This is a genomic window from Bordetella sp. H567 (assembly GCF_001704295.1).
Classification (GTDB): domain Bacteria; phylum Pseudomonadota; class Gammaproteobacteria; order Burkholderiales; family Burkholderiaceae_B; genus Bordetella_C.
In genome coordinates, this window is record NZ_CP012334.1 from 1405238 (window position 1) to 1419195 (window position 13958).

Here is a 13958-nt window from a genome sequence, read left to right on the forward strand (position 1 = left end):
GGCGTATGCCGTCCCGTCGGCAAACCGGCGCCTCCCCGCAACGGCCGTCAGGGCACGAGCGAAAGACCGATGCCAATCTGTGAGGTCTGGCGCTGGTTGTAGGCCAGCAAGGTGTCGCCGTAGCCATTGAAGTACTGCAGGTGCAGATAGCCGTTCATGTTCAGGAAGGTGCGCTTCAGCGGCCACGCCAGATCCAGCTGCGCGGTACGCCGCGAGCTGGCGCCCTGGCGATACATCACCGAGGCCACGAGCCCATTGTCCTGCGCCCAGCGCAGGTGATAGTCCACCCATCCCGTGTAGTCGGTGTAGTCGCGGTTCTGGTCCTCCAGCGCGAAATAGCCCTTGATGCGCGGCGCGAAGGTCAGCGTGCTGCCGCCGTCGAAGCGATAGTTCAGGGCCGGCTGCACGAAGGCATCGTTCACGGAACGCGAATCGTCGCCCGCCTTGCCGTTGGACGCGTGCTCCACGCCACTGGTCAGCCCCAGGCTCCAGTCGTTGTTCTTCGATTGCCAGATCTTGTCCGACTGCCAGAACAGGCTGGGGTTGAAGGTCGTATCGATGAACGGCCACGAATCGCCCTGCAGATCCCACACGGACGTCTGCGTGTAGGCCAGGTACAGATGGTCCAGGAAACCGGGGTGCTCGTCCCGATTGGGCGTGAACAGCCGGTATTTGAAGCTGAACTGGAATTTCGCCGTGGTGCTGTCGCGCGTGCGCAGGTCGAAGTACGTCGGCTCGTATTCCGACAGGCCCGCGCGCAGGCGGTCGAAGGCGGGATTGCCGGTCGGCTGCGGCGCTGCCGTGTTCGCGGCCTGGGTGGGCGCCGGCCCGCCGTCTGGCGAAACCCCAGTCGCCTGGACTTCCGCCGGCGGCAGGGGCTTGCCGGTACGGGCATCGACCACCGGCACATCGGCCGGTTTGCTGGCGATCGCGCCGATGCCGCTGGCGTCCAGGGCCATCATCGCCGGCTCGCCTTCGATCGACACGGCCTGCAACCCCGTGGCGCTGGCCGGCACCACCGCGGTCCACGACATGCGGGCAAAGTTGTTGACCGGCACATTGATGTCCAGCTCGTCGCTATCGGCGTGCGCCAGGCTGCGGACCACGGCGCCGGAGGGCGAGCGCCATTGCAATACCAGGTCGCGTGGCGGCTGCCACCGGCCGCCGGTTTCGCTGTCGTTGAAATAGACGGCTTGTACGTGGACGTTGGTGCCGGGCGGTGCGCTGGCGCGGTCCAGCTTGTAGCTGATGTCGGCGTGGGCGTTGAAGGCGGCGGCTGCGGATAGCAGGGCAGCAATACCCCCCAAGTGCCGCGCGCGGCGCGGATGAACAATGCGAGGCATGGTATGACAGGCCAAATCGAGGACGTTGCACTCTAGCATTCGGCCTACAATGCGTTGAAACAGCTTGTAATGTGATGGCGGAGCTGGGGGTAGGCACCGGCCCGGCGCCCGCACCGACCGTCAGCATGGACTGCTCACGGTTCACGTGCATTGGGTTGCGTACGACTTCGTTACGCGCGGCTGATAATGGATTACACCTGTTCCGTGGCCGCGACAGCGCTTGCACGGAATAGGGCCCTGACGGGGCGATTCGTGTGTACGAACAAGGTAAAATTCGCCGCGCCCTGATCGCGGCGGCACCGTCCGGCGCAGGTCAGTCCACCCGCCCTTAGCTCAGTTGGATAGAGCACTCGCCTTCTAAGCGAGCGGTCACACGTTCGAATCGTGTAGGGCGGGCCAAGTTTCCTGGTAATTGCAGCCACTGACGCCATTGCGCCCGCGCCGGACCCCCGTTGTGAGCCTGCTACCACTACAGCCGGAGCGCCGCAGCTAGACCCGAGCTACACCTATTTTGCCGGCCGCTTCAGTTCCTCAAGGGCTGAGAGGTAGCGCAGGGCAGCGTCCTTGTTGTCACTCCACGCGTCGTACATCAGGGTGCCCTCGGGCGTCCGTGAGCGCACGTACCACCAGCGCCCCTTGGAGAACAGATAGTTCTTGCCGATAGACGAGTAGTACACCCGGACCACCTTCTGCTTGGCCGCGTCCCGGCCGAACCAGGCGCCGTGCTTGGTCCAGGTCGCGTCCGCCACCTCGAAGTACTCATTCGTCACGCGCACGGACTCAGGCCGCTGCCTTTCTGGCTGCTCGTTCAGGTACCGCTCGACCACAGCGAGTGGGTCAGCGGGCGGGGGCGGGGCAGTGTAGGGCTCCATGCTGGAGCAGCCCGCCAGGAACAGGACCAACAGCGCGGTCAGGAATTTATGCATCTCTCCTTTTTTGTGAGCAGACATGATAGCCAACTGGACCGGGCTGAAATTGTTGCGATTTTCTGTGGGGGTAGGGCTGATCTCGAAGTTCATCCAACTTGGAATTTCATTATCCAGTTTGGAATTCGGGAATTTCCGATATACGAGCATTGACGCCGCTCGTGTCCTATTTCGCTCCTGATGTCGAATTCCTTTCTCTTGGAATTTGTATCGCTCAACTTGAGATTGGAGCCAATCGATCGTTAGCGTGGCTCTGGACTACCGGTCGGAGGCGACCCAATCCGGCGCGGTCATAGCTGGTGCGCCGGCACCTGTCCGCTTGCGGTCTTTCTCGGGGGGGGGCACAGCCCAGCCTAAATGTGGCGAGCGGGTTGTCCCGCTGTGAACCTGGTTAGCCGGAGCCGGCAACAGCGTGTGCTGAGGGCGCGACAACGTTGCGCCATGTCTGCGGCCAGGCATAGCGGAGTAGCCTACGATGCCAACGGCTGATTTCGACCTTGAAGAGACATTGAGCCACGAAGTCTGGATGACTACTCTCGGCATCAGCGGGGCGTTGCCTGTTCCCGGATCATGTCGTAAAGCGCCTGAGCCGCCGGGGATAGGTGAGCAGTCTTGCGCGTTACGAGAACCAAAGTTCGGGAAACAATCGGATCGGCAAGTTCGACCGTTCGCACGGTAGGATAAGCACCTTTCTGTATCGCCAGCCTCGGCACGACGGCGACGCCCACGCCTTGAGCAACCAGTCCTACAGCAGTCGAACTACGCTGCACTTCATAGAACGAGCGCAATGCGAGGCTATTGGCCTCCAGGGCAGGATCAAGCAAGGCTCGATTGGCGCTCACCTCGCCTGCAAAAATCAGCGGATAGGGCTGCAACTGCACCCACGCGATGCGCCGACGTTTGGCCAGAGGATGATCTTCATGGCAAATCAGCACGTACCGGTCCTCGGTCAACGGCAGGCTGACGAGTTCGGGGTGATGTTCCCCGGCAATGTTGATACCGAATTCCGCCTCACGACGCAGCACCGCCTCCACGACAGCAGATGAAGCATGATCGAGAATCTTGATGCGGTTGTGCGGGTAACGCGCAGAATATGCCTGCATGATACGCGGCAGGTACTGCACTCCCACGGTCGGTACGCATGCAATCGAGACGTCGCCACGCCGAGCGATTCCGGTCTCACGAATTTCGACCAGAGCATCGGCCAGTTCACCGAGCAGGCGTCGCGCCTGAGGGAGGAAGTCCCGGCCGATTTCCGTGAGAGCAATCGAACGTGTGGTGCGTTCGATCAGCGTTACGCCGAGAAAATCTTCGAGCTTGCGCAAACGCAGCGTTATCGCCGTTTGAGTCACGTGCAAGGCATCGGCGGCGCCCTGAAAACTACCCCTATCAGCAATACCGACAAACGCCTGCACACCAAGGATGTCGATTTTCATAAGAAAAATTTGTTAATCTAAGAAATAATTTCGTTTTACCCTCTGTCCTGAAGAGCTCAAGATATGAGTCCAGGTAAGAGAAAGGCTGATTATGAATATCACCATTCTGGACGATTATTTCGACACGCTGCGCGGCCTGCCATGTTTCCGCAAACTGGACGGACATACCGTGACCATATGGAACGATCACGTGCAGGAGACGGATGCGCTGGCCGAACGCCTACGCGATACCGAAATGCTTGTTCTAATCCGCGAGCGTACGCAGATCCGGGCACCGCTCATCGCCCGGCTGCCGAAATTGCAGTTGATCAGCCAGCGTAGCGTCTTTCCACATATCGATATCGATGCCTGTACCACGCATGGTGTGATCGTTTCCTCGAACCCGCATGCCGATACCCCGTCTTATGCCGCAGCCGAGTTGACTTGGGGATTGATCCTCGCCGCCATGCGCCAGATTCCGCAACAAATGCGGGCACTGCAGGACGGCCGCTGGCAGATCGGTGTGGGCAAGACCTTGCGAGGGCGAACGCTAGGCATTTACGGATATGGCCGCATCGGCGCCGAGGTGGCACGCTACGGTGCGGCTTTCGGGATGAAGGTATTGATCTGGGCCAGCGAGACGTCGCTGCAGCGTGCCCGCGAAGATGGCTGGGACATCGCGCCCGACAAGCAGACTTTTTTCGAAACTTGCGACGTGCTTTCACTGCACATGCGCTTAGTGCCGGCAACCCGTGGCATCGTGACGGCGGAAGACTTGGGTGGGATGAAGCCCACAGCCCTGCTTGTGAACACCAGTCGTGCTGGATTGATTGCGCCGGGCGCGCTGGAGCGGGCATTGCACGCCGGACGGCCCGGCATGGCGGCCGTGGATGTCTACGATATAGAGCCGCTGCGGGATCCGCGGCATCCACTGCTGCGCATGCCCAGCGTGGTGTGTACTCCCCATATCGGCTACGTGACAGAAGACGAGTTCGAGCTCCAGTTCTCCGACATTTTCGAGCAGATTGTGTCCTTTGCTGCCGGACGCCCGATCCACGTTGTCAATCCAGAGGTGCTTGCTCAGGCTCGGTTCGGTCACGCCGAACCGGACTCATACGATGTCGTCGAGCCTCTGATCCTTGATCTTCTGGAATGGATCGGACCTTATGCACGACCTTACAGCGAGGTCATCGAAGCCTGGCGCACCTCGTGCCCTCGCCTGCCGGTTTGGGAAGAAGCCAACTCGCGAGGTTATCTGACCCGCATCCATTCACCAGGTGGCGTTGCCGAGGTGAAGGTCAGCGAGGCCGGCGCCGCCCATTTGCGCGTTAGTCGTGGCAGGCCGATGGGGAGTTCGCAGCCTTAGCTTGAATTTCAGGGCAACGCTTTCGCCGCCGGGAAGGGATATACAGGATGGGATATCGAATGACTGCTTCTGGCCGATAGCAGGCGTTGAAGTGTGCGCTCGCAAAGTTCCAGAGTGCGTGAAATTTCGCTCGCAAAATTCCAACTTCATTGACGCGCCAATTCCAAATTGGGTGACGCGCTTTCTCCAAGTCGTTGATCTGTACGGACGTGGAAATCTAAATTAGGTGAACTTCGACAGCTGACGGGCCGGTGACTGCCCGCTATCCGAGCGAGCGGTCACACGTTCGAATCGTGTAGGGCGGGCCATACGATACGGTGGCCTGCCGTGTCTTCCCTACCACCGGCCATCCGCGCCGCGCCGATGCGGCTCGAAGGCATCCATCAGAAACTCCACCAGCGCGCGCGTCTTGGCCGACAAGTGGCTGCGCGTGGGGAATACCGCGTAAATATCCGCGGGCGGCAAGTCCCACTTGGACAGCACGCGTTGCAGCCGGCCGGATCGCAGCAAGGGGGCGATCTCCCATAGCGAGCGCATCAGGATCCCATGCCCGTCCAGCGCCCAGCTGACGACACATTCGCCATCGTTGCAGGCTAGCGGGCCGCGCACCTTCACCGTCTCGGCATGGGTGCCTGACCTCAGGTGCCAGGTGCCGAACGTCTCGTCGCTTTCCTGGATGAACAGGCAGGCGTGCTGCGCCAGTTCGCGCGGCGTGGCGGGCTGTCCATGCTTGTCCAGATAGGACCTGGCCGCACCCAGGACCCGCCGGTTATGAGCCAGGAGCCGCGCAGTCAGGGTGGAGTCGCGCAGCTCGCCGACGCGAACCTGCAGATCGAAGCCTTGTTCGATCGGATTGACTGGCCGGTCCGTCAGCGTCAGCTGGACTTCGACTTCCGGATAGCGCCGCGCGAAGTCCGAGAGGACGGACGAGATGTGCCTGCGCCCGAACCCCAAGGTACTGACCACGCGCAGGATGCCGCGCGGGGTGGCGTGCGAGCCCGCTACCTTGCGCTCCAGCGCCTCGAGTTCCTCCAGCACCCTCGCGCCTTCCACCAGATAGGTTTCCCCTTCCGGCGTCAGGCTGGCGCGCCGCGTCGTACGCTGCAGAAGGCGTACGCCCAGCCTGCGCTCCACGGCGGCCAGCCGCTTGCTGACCGCAGGGGGCGTGATGCCCAATTGCTGCGCGACTTCCCGCAGGTTGCTGTGCTTGGCGACGATCGAAAAGAACTCCAGGTCCGAAAGCGAACTCATTATTAACCTGTAAGAATCAAACAACTACTCTGGACGGAACTATATTGCTGTAATTCACTATTAATATTAACCACACAAGAAACCATAAAGGGAGACACCATGTTCCGCCGTTTGCTTCCCCTTGTTGCCACGCTGGCGATTTGCGCTTCGGCCGCCGCGCAATATCCCGATCGTCCCGTCAAACTCATCGTGCCCTACGCGCCGGGCGGCAGTGCCGACATCGTCGCCCGCATGATCAGCGACGAATGGGGCAAGACGCTGGGCCGGCCAGTCGTCATCGAAAACAGGGGAGGCGCGGGCGGCAATGTGGGCGTGGACGCCGTGGCCAAGGCCGCCCCCGACGGCTACACCATCGGCCTGCAGACCGTCTCGCTGGCGATCAATCCGGCGCTGTTCTCCCACATGCCTTACGACACCTTGAAGGATCTGGCCCCCATCAGCATGGTGGCATCGTCGCAGCATGTGCTGGTGGTCAACAACGAGGTACCCGCCAAGAGCGTCAAGGAATTGGTCGACCTGGCGAAACGCGAGCCGGGAAAATTGAGCTACGCATCCGCCGGCCCCGGCAGCACCTTCCATATGGCCGCCGAGCTGTTCAAGTCGGTCGCCGGGGTGGACATCGCCCACATTCCCTATCGCGGCGGTGGCCCGGCCCTGATCGACACGATCGGCGGCCAAGTGCAGCTGTGCTTCCCGGTCCTTTCCGCCGCGCGTGGCCAGGTGGAGGCCGGCAAGGTCCGTGCCCTGGGCGTCACGGGGCGCAAGCGATCGCCCCTGATGCCGGACGTGCCCACCATCGCCGAGGCGGGACTGCCCGACTATGCATTCGAGACGTGGTTCATGGTGTTCGCGCCAGCCGGCACACCGGCGCCCGTCATCGACAAGCTAAATAGCACGCTCGGGAAAGTCCTTGCCGCGCCGACGATGATGGATCGCATGACGCGCGAAGGCTTCGACGCCATCCCCTCGTCGCCGTCCGAAGCCCGCGCGCGCCTGCAAACCGAAATGCCCCAATGGGCACAACTGATCAAAAAAAGCGGCATCACGATGCAGTGATGCCGGTCCGAGGTCTTTCCCTGCCTTCACCCTACGCCAAATGTCTCCACGAACCCTCTACCAAAAGCTCATCGACGCGCACACGGTGGCAAAGCTGGACGAGCAGAACATCCTGCTTTTCTGCGACTTGCACCTGATGAACGAGTACACCAGCCCGGAGGCTTTCGCGGGACTGCGCGAGCAAGGCCGGGGCGTGGCCATGCCCGGGCAGAACGTGGCCATGGTCAGCCACATCATTCCGACCCATCCGGCAAGGCCGCGCGTCATCGCCGATCCCGCGTCGGCGCTACAGGCCCTTACCTTGAAGCGGAACTGCGACACGTTCGATATCCCGCTCTTCGACACGAACGACGCCTTGCAGGGAATCGAACATGTGGTCGCACCCGAGCACGGCATGATCAGGCCGGGCATGGTCGTGATCTGCGGCGACAGCCACACGACGACCTACGGCGCCTTGGGGGCACTGGGCTTCGGCATCGGCACGACCGAGGTCGAGCATGTGCTTGCCACGCAGACCTTGGTCTATCGTGTGGCGCAGACCATGCACATCCGCGTCGACGGCGAATTGGGATTCGGCGTTACGGGCAAGGACCTGGTGCTGGCCATCATCGGCCGGATCGGCGCCCAAGGCGCCCGCGGCTACGTCGTCGAATACAGCGGCAGCGCGGTCGCGGCGCTTTCCATCGAGGCGCGCTTCACGCTGTGCAACATGATCGTGGAGGCCGGCGCGCGTGGCGCGCTGATCGCGCCCGACCAGAAAGCCATCGACTACGTGATGGCGCGTGCGCCGGATCTGGGCGGGGCCTGCCGGCACGCGGCGCTGGAGGCCTGGGCGGATCTGCGTTCGGACGAAGGGGCAGACTTTGATGCCTGCTACACGATCGATGCAGGGACGATCGCGCCGCAGGTCACATGGGGCACGAGTCCCGACCAGGTCGTCGCCATCGATGGGCATGTGCCTTGCCCGAACCAGATGGACGACGCGGTGGCGCGCGACAGCGCCGCGCGGGCCATGGAATACACCCGCATGGGTGCCGGCGCCGCCATCGAGGGAACCCCCGTACAGCACGTCTTCATCGGGTCATGCACCAATGGCCGCATCGAGGACCTGCGTGCCGCCGCGGCAGTCGTGCGGGGCCGTCACGTTGCCGAGGGTGTGCGGGCCATGGTGGTGCCCGGCTCGGGGGCCGTGAGAGTCGCCGCGGAGTCGGAAGGGCTGGACAAGGTCTTCATCGACGCGGGCTTCGAATGGCGCAATGCGGGCTGCTCCATGTGCCTGGCGATGAATGACGACGTGCTCGGCGATGGCGTGCGCTGCGCGTCGACCACGAACCGCAACTTCGAGGGACGGCAGGGCCGGGGCGCCATCACGCATCTCATGAGCCCGGCCATGGCCGCGGCGGCGGCAACCACCGGCCGCATCACCGATGTGCGCCAATTGAAGGAGTCGCGCCCATGACCCAGTCCACTGTCATCGAAGGGCGCGCCGCTGCCCTGCGTATCGAGAACCTGGACACCGACCAGATCATGCCGAAGCAATTCCTGCGCGGCATCGACAAGTCCGGTCTGAAGGAGGGGCTGCTGTACGACCTGCGCTTTGACGCGCAGGGACGGCCTTGTCCGGATTTCGTGTTGAATCGAGATGCCTATGCCGGTGTCTCCATCTTGGTCGGCGGCTCCAATTTCGGTTGTGGCTCCAGCCGCGAACACGCCGTGTGGGGACTTCAGCAATTTGGCATCAAGGCGGTCGTGGCCTGCAGTTTCGCGGAGATCTTTTTCTCCAACGCGATGAACAACCGCCTGCTGCTGGTTACCCTCCCGGCAGATGACATCGCGCGGCTGATGGCCGACGCGGATGAGCCTTTGCATAACACCGTCAGGATCGACGTCGCCGCGCAGACACTGCAAAGCCGCGGCGTGCGCGCGGAGTTCGACCTGGTGTCGCAGCACAGGCGCATGTTCCTGGAGGGTCTGGACAACATCGGCCTGTCCTTGACCTACGAGGAACAGATCAAGGGCTTTGCCGCCGGCCATTGGCAACGGCAACCGTGGCTGAAGGACGTTGCCGCCATGACGCGGGAACGGCTTTCCCATGACGGTCCGGCATCACCGCCGCCATTTGCTCAGCCATGAAGCAGCCATGGCGTCGCCCGCGCGTCCATGCGGCGCGCATCCTCATGGGAACTGCCGGGCATGCCCCTTGCTGAACCTTGGTTCATGCGCCAATTCCGGCGTTTCTTGAAAGGAGTGCAGCGATGAACAAGGACCAGGTAAAAGGCGTGGGCGAGCAGGTCAAGGGCAAGGTTAACGAGACCGTGGGCAAGGCCACCGGAAACAAGAGCCAGGAGCTGAAGGGCGACGTCCAGCAAGGTGTCGGCAAGGCGCAGAAGGCGGCCGGCGACGTGCGCGAAGACGTCAAGAAGAACCAGCCCTAAGTCGTAGTCCAGCCAATAGACGCTCGCCGTACGCGCCGCGCGTACGGCGAACCCGTTGAACAAGGGCGGCCCCGGCCGCCCTTGTCCTTGCCCGGCTTCAGGCGCCGGGCGCTTCTTCGTCCACCATCGCCTCCTGCAGGTTTTCCAGTACCTCGCCCGTCTGCCCCTTGGTCTGCAGCGTGAACAGCAGCAGCGAGCGACCCGTGACCTGGTAGACATCGCCGGATCCGAAGCTGGGAAGCTCGGTACGGATCGGGGCATTGGTGTCGATCATGCATGTCCATTGATCGCTGCCCGGAATTTCCGGCACCGTGAACTCGACCACGTCGTGATAGGCATTGAAGACCAGCATCAGCGTCGCGTCGGACGCTGGACGGCGGATGCCCGTCGCGCGCGCGCGCCCATCGATGATCAGGCCGAAGCAGCGCATGGCCGGATCGCACCACTGCTCATCCGAGATATCCACGCCGGCCGGGCTGATCCAGCGCACGTCCGCGACATCCATAAATTCGTCGAACTCCCCCGTCAGGAAGCGTCCCCGGCGCAACACCGGCAAGGTGTGCCGCAGCGTCGTCAGCTTGCGCGTGAACTCGATCAGCGCGTGCCCCTCTTCGCCGATGTCCCAGTCCACCCAGCTGATGTCGTTGTCCTGGCAGTAGGCGTTATTGTTGCCCTGCTGGGTGCGGCCGAATTCATCGCCGGCCAGCAGCATGGGCGTGCCCTGGGAAAACAGCAGCGTGGCCAGCAGGTTGCGCTTCTGCCGCTCACGCAGCGCCCGGATTTCCGCCTCGTCCGTCGGGCCCTCCGCGCCGCAGTTCCAGGAGCGGTTGTCGGAATGCCCGTCGCGGTTCTCCTCGCCATTGGCCTCGTTGTGCTTGTCGTTGTAGGAAACCAGGTCGTGCAGCGTGAAGCCGTCGTGGGCGGTGATGAAGTTGACGCTGGCCCAGGGGCTGCGCCCGTTGTGGTTGAACTTGTCGCCCGATGCGGTGATGCGCGCGGCCAGTTCGGCGGCGACACCCTCGTCGCCCTTCCAGTAGGCGCGTACGCAGTCGCGGAATCGGTCGTTCCATTCCGCCCATCCCGGCGGAAAGCCGCCCACCTGGTAGCCGCCCGGGCCGCAATCCCAGGGCTCGGCGATCAGTTTTACGCTCGACAGGATGGGATCCTGGCGGCAGGCCTTCAGGAAGCCGCTCTCGTAGTCGAAGCCGCCCGGCTCGCGGGCCAGGATGGTCGCGAGGTCGAAGCGGAAACCGTCCACGTTCATCTCGGTGACCCAGTAGCGCAGGCTGTCCATGACCATCTGCAGCACCCGCGGATGGGACAGGTTCAGCGTATTGCCGGTGCCCGTATCGTTGATGTAATAGCGCTTCTGGTCCGGCAGCAGGCGGTAGTAGGACGCGTTGTCGATGCCGCGGAAGGACAGCGTCGGGCCCAGTTCGCTCCCCTCGGCCGTATGGTTGTAGACCACGTCCAGGATGACTTCCAGGTTCGCTTCATGGAAGCGGTCGATCATCTGCTTCAGTTCGGTGATCACGCCGGGCCCCCGCGCGAAATAGCGCGGGTCGGCCGCGAAAAAGCCGATGGTGTTGTAGCCCCAATAGTTGGTCAGTCCCTTGTCCAGCAGATGGCTGTCATTGACGAAAGCGTGGATGGGCAACAGTTCCACGGAGGTGACGCCCAGGGCCTTGATGTGGTCGATGACCGCCTTCTGGCCCAGGCCTTCGAAGGTGCCGCGCATGGATTCCGGCACGGCGGGGTGGCGCTTGGTATAGCCGCGTACGTGGGTTTCGTAGAAGATGGTCTGCTCCCACGGCACGCGCACGCGCGTCGGGTGTTCCCAGCTGAAGCGCTGGTCGACGACCTGGCATTTCGGCATGAACGGCGCACTGTCCCGTCCGTCCAAACCGAGATCGCCGTCCTCGCCGCCGATGGTGTAGCCGAACACGGCCGGGTCCCATTTCAGTTCGCCGACATAGGCCTTGGCATAGGGGTCCAGAAGGAGCTTGTGGGGGTTGAAGCGATGGCCGTTTTCCGGCTCGTAGGGTCCGTGCACGCGGTAGGCGTAGACCGTGCCCGGCTCCAGGTCGCGCACGTGAACGTGCCAGACCTCATCCGTGAATTCGGGCAACTCGATGCACTCGATCTGTTTTTGGCCGGTACGGTCGAACAGGCAGACCTCCACTCGCGTGGCGTGCGCGGAAAACAAGGCGAAGTTCACGCCTTCGCCATCCCAGGTGGCGCCCAGGGGGAATGGCGAGCCTTCGGTAATACGTGGCTGGTCGGTCATGGTAAAGCTCCGGGGGATTTTTGCCGCGCGAACGGATGAGCAGGCGGCGGGGCTTAGGGAGCAATCAGCATGCCCACTGCGGGAATGGGGATTGCGGCCCGCCGCAGGCAACCGGAGATAGGCAATGAACACCATGAAAGACACCATGCGCGGCCTGGCGATGGAGTTGGGCGTCGAGTCCCCCATGGACGCGAAGCAGCTGCAGGACGGCACGCCCGCGGCGCATCAATTTGCCTTGTCCGCGGCGGCCGGCCGTTTGTATATCCAGAATGCCGCCGGAAAAGTCATCGAGGTCGGCGATTTGTTCGAGGAACAAGGCCGCTACGGCTATCGCCTGGATCAGGGGGCCATCCAGGGGCAGGACTTGCCGGACCTGGGCAGTGCGCTGCGGCACCTGGCCAGCCAGCTGACTTTCCTTTATGTGGACGGCCTGTTCCAGCAATTGCCTGACAGCGCGGCGGAGGCATCCGTGCATTCGATGTCGGCGCCCCCGCTGTTCATCACCCTGGCCGACGGCACGGATGAATTGCGCGGTCCGGAAGGCACCGAGACGCTGGATCGTTGAGGGCCTGGGCCGTCAGACGGCGGCCGCCCGCCGCGTCTTGCCGGACTTGGCCTCCGCGCGCGGCTTGCGCGCTTCACGGACCAGGCGCGGATAGACCGTCCTGGCGCCCGCCAGGAAATTTTCCACGGCCCAGCGCACCTTGTCGTCGAAGGACACTTCCATCGGCGATTGATAGATGGTCTCGCGGATCGCGGTGTAGAACAGCCCGTCGTGCAGCGTCCAATAGAACTCGATTTCCTGTTCGGAGACGGGCGTATCGTCCGGGACGCCGCAATAGTCGCGCAGTTCCTGGCAGCAGGGCGCGAGCAGGTCTTTCTTGATCACCTGCAGGTAGCGCCTGTTCAGCCCGCTGCTTTCCAGGCCCGCGAACATGTAGATGCGTATCCACTCGGGCTGGTAGGTGGCCCGCGCATAGTCGCGGTAGAAGCGGACCAGCCTTTCCTGCAGCGGCACGGCGCGATCGCGCAGCAGGGTCACCCACTGCGGCTGCCACCGGCCCATGAAGACGTGCAGGTAGACCTTGTCGATCAAATCCTGCTTGGACTTGAAATACCGGTAAAGCAAGGGCTGCGTGATCCCCAGGCGTTGCGAGAGTTCGCGCGTGTGGCCGGCGAAGCCCTTTTCGGAGAAATAACGGATGGCGCCGTGCAGGATCTGCTGCTCGCGTTCCGCGGCGCGCAGGCGCTGTTTCTTTTCAGGCGTGGCGGGGGCCTTCGCCGCCCGCGCGGCGGCCTCCGGCGCCGGCGACCTGGGCGCGGTCTTCGTGGTAGCTCGCGCCCGGGTGGTTTTTCCGGCTGGGGCGGATGTGGCCTTCGCAGGCGAGGCGGATCGCGCCGCGCGTGCGGGTTTGATCGTCGACACCATGATGACTACAGCGGGTCCCCCGTATCGGGCGTCAAGCCCGCGGCGCGCACCGCCGGGATCAGGCACAGTTCGTCATTGTCCGAGGTATCCCCGGAAATGCCGATGGAGCCGATCACCTGGCCCGCGGCATCGCGAATCAGCGCGCCGCCCGCGACGGGGGCCAGCCGGCCATCCGAGATCGTGTTCAGCGCCGCGAAGAACGCCGGCGCGCCCTGGGCGCGGCGCGCCAGTTCGCGGCCGCCCAGCCCCATGCCCAGGACGCCCCACGCCTTGGCCATGGCCAGCTGGGGCCGCATGATGCCGGAGTTGTCCGCGCGCTTGAGCACCACCAGATGCCCGCCGGCGTCCATGACGGCGACCGTCAGCGGCGCGAAGCCGCGCTCGCGTCCCTGCTTCAGGGCCTCGTCCGCGATGCGGTCGGCCTGTTCCAGAAGCACATTGCTCATCCTG

Annotated in this window: 13 protein-coding genes and 1 tRNA gene; 7 read left to right on the forward strand and 7 right to left on the reverse strand. The window is 63.3% G+C overall.

Features of this window, described 5'->3' with window-relative positions; genetic code table 11:
* Positions 1-47 precede the first annotated feature (47 nt).
* Positions 48-1343 (reverse strand): phospholipase A, encoded by a 1296-nt coding sequence (locus tag AKI39_RS06370; RefSeq protein ID WP_066633821.1) that lies wholly within the window; start codon positions 1341-1343, stop codon positions 48-50.
* Positions 1344-1665: 322 nt separating this feature from the next.
* On the opposite strand from AKI39_RS06370, the gene AKI39_RS06375 reads away from it, so the two are divergent.
* Positions 1666-1742: transfer RNA gene (locus tag AKI39_RS06375), tRNA-Arg, on the forward strand.
* A gap of 107 nt (positions 1743-1849) precedes the next feature.
* Here the strand turns inward: AKI39_RS06375 and AKI39_RS06380 are convergent.
* Both AKI39_RS06380 and AKI39_RS06385 read right to left on the reverse strand, forming a co-directional pair.
* Positions 1850-2362: a hypothetical protein gene (locus tag AKI39_RS06380; protein WP_066633822.1), complete on the reverse strand. Its 513-nt coding sequence runs from the start codon at positions 2360-2362 to the stop codon at positions 1850-1852.
* Between the two features lie 449 nt (positions 2363-2811).
* Positions 2812-3705, reverse strand: a complete 894-nt coding sequence (locus AKI39_RS06385) for a LysR family transcriptional regulator (protein ID WP_066633824.1) — start codon at positions 3703-3705, stop codon at positions 2812-2814.
* Positions 3706-3796: 91 nt separating this feature from the next.
* Here AKI39_RS06385 and AKI39_RS06390 point away from each other — a divergent pair, with 91 nt between their 5' ends.
* Positions 3797-5050, forward strand: a complete 1254-nt coding sequence (locus AKI39_RS06390) for a D-2-hydroxyacid dehydrogenase family protein (protein WP_066633826.1) — start codon at positions 3797-3799, stop codon at positions 5048-5050.
* Positions 5051-5386: 336 nt separating this feature from the next.
* Here the strand turns inward: AKI39_RS06390 and AKI39_RS06395 are convergent, their stop codons facing one another.
* Positions 5387-6301 (reverse strand): LysR family transcriptional regulator, encoded by a 915-nt coding sequence (locus tag AKI39_RS06395; RefSeq protein WP_066633828.1) that lies wholly within the window; start codon positions 6299-6301, stop codon positions 5387-5389.
* Between the two features lie 99 nt (positions 6302-6400).
* On the opposite strand from AKI39_RS06395, the gene AKI39_RS06400 reads away from it, so the two are divergent.
* From AKI39_RS06400 to AKI39_RS06415, 4 genes are all read left to right on the forward strand, one after another.
* Entirely contained in the window at positions 6401-7357 is a 957-nt protein-coding gene (locus AKI39_RS06400) for a tripartite tricarboxylate transporter substrate binding protein (RefSeq protein WP_066633830.1), read from the forward strand.
* Between the two features lie 40 nt (positions 7358-7397).
* Positions 7398-8816: a 3-isopropylmalate dehydratase large subunit gene (gene leuC / locus AKI39_RS06405; protein WP_066633833.1), complete on the forward strand. Its 1419-nt coding sequence runs from the start codon at positions 7398-7400 to the stop codon at positions 8814-8816.
* Positions 8813-9490 (forward strand): 3-isopropylmalate dehydratase small subunit, encoded by a 678-nt coding sequence (gene leuD / locus AKI39_RS06410; protein ID WP_066633835.1) that lies wholly within the window; start codon positions 8813-8815, stop codon positions 9488-9490. The genes leuC and leuD overlap by 4 nt, the downstream gene beginning before the upstream one ends.
* A gap of 122 nt (positions 9491-9612) precedes the next feature.
* Entirely contained in the window at positions 9613-9792 is a 180-nt protein-coding gene (locus tag AKI39_RS06415) for a CsbD family protein (protein WP_066633837.1), read from the forward strand.
* Positions 9793-9889: 97 nt separating this feature from the next.
* Here the strand turns inward: AKI39_RS06415 and glgX are convergent, their stop codons facing one another.
* Positions 9890-12079, reverse strand: coding sequence for a glycogen debranching protein GlgX (glgX, locus tag AKI39_RS06420; RefSeq protein ID WP_066633839.1), 2190 nt, complete (start codon positions 12077-12079; stop codon positions 9890-9892).
* A gap of 124 nt (positions 12080-12203) precedes the next feature.
* Here glgX and AKI39_RS06425 point away from each other — a divergent pair, with 124 nt between their 5' ends.
* Entirely contained in the window at positions 12204-12644 is a 441-nt protein-coding gene (locus AKI39_RS06425) for a hypothetical protein (protein ID WP_066633841.1), read from the forward strand.
* Positions 12645-12656: 12 nt separating this feature from the next.
* Here the strand turns inward: AKI39_RS06425 and AKI39_RS06430 are convergent, their stop codons facing one another.
* Entirely contained in the window at positions 12657-13508 is an 852-nt protein-coding gene (locus tag AKI39_RS06430) for a TetR/AcrR family transcriptional regulator (protein WP_083228656.1), read from the reverse strand.
* A 5-nt stretch (positions 13509-13513) separates the two neighbouring features.
* On the reverse strand, positions 13514-13954 hold the full coding sequence (locus tag AKI39_RS06435; protein ID WP_066633843.1) for a GlcG/HbpS family heme-binding protein: 441 nt from the start codon (positions 13952-13954) through the stop codon (positions 13514-13516).
* Positions 13955-13958: the final 4 nt, after the last annotated feature.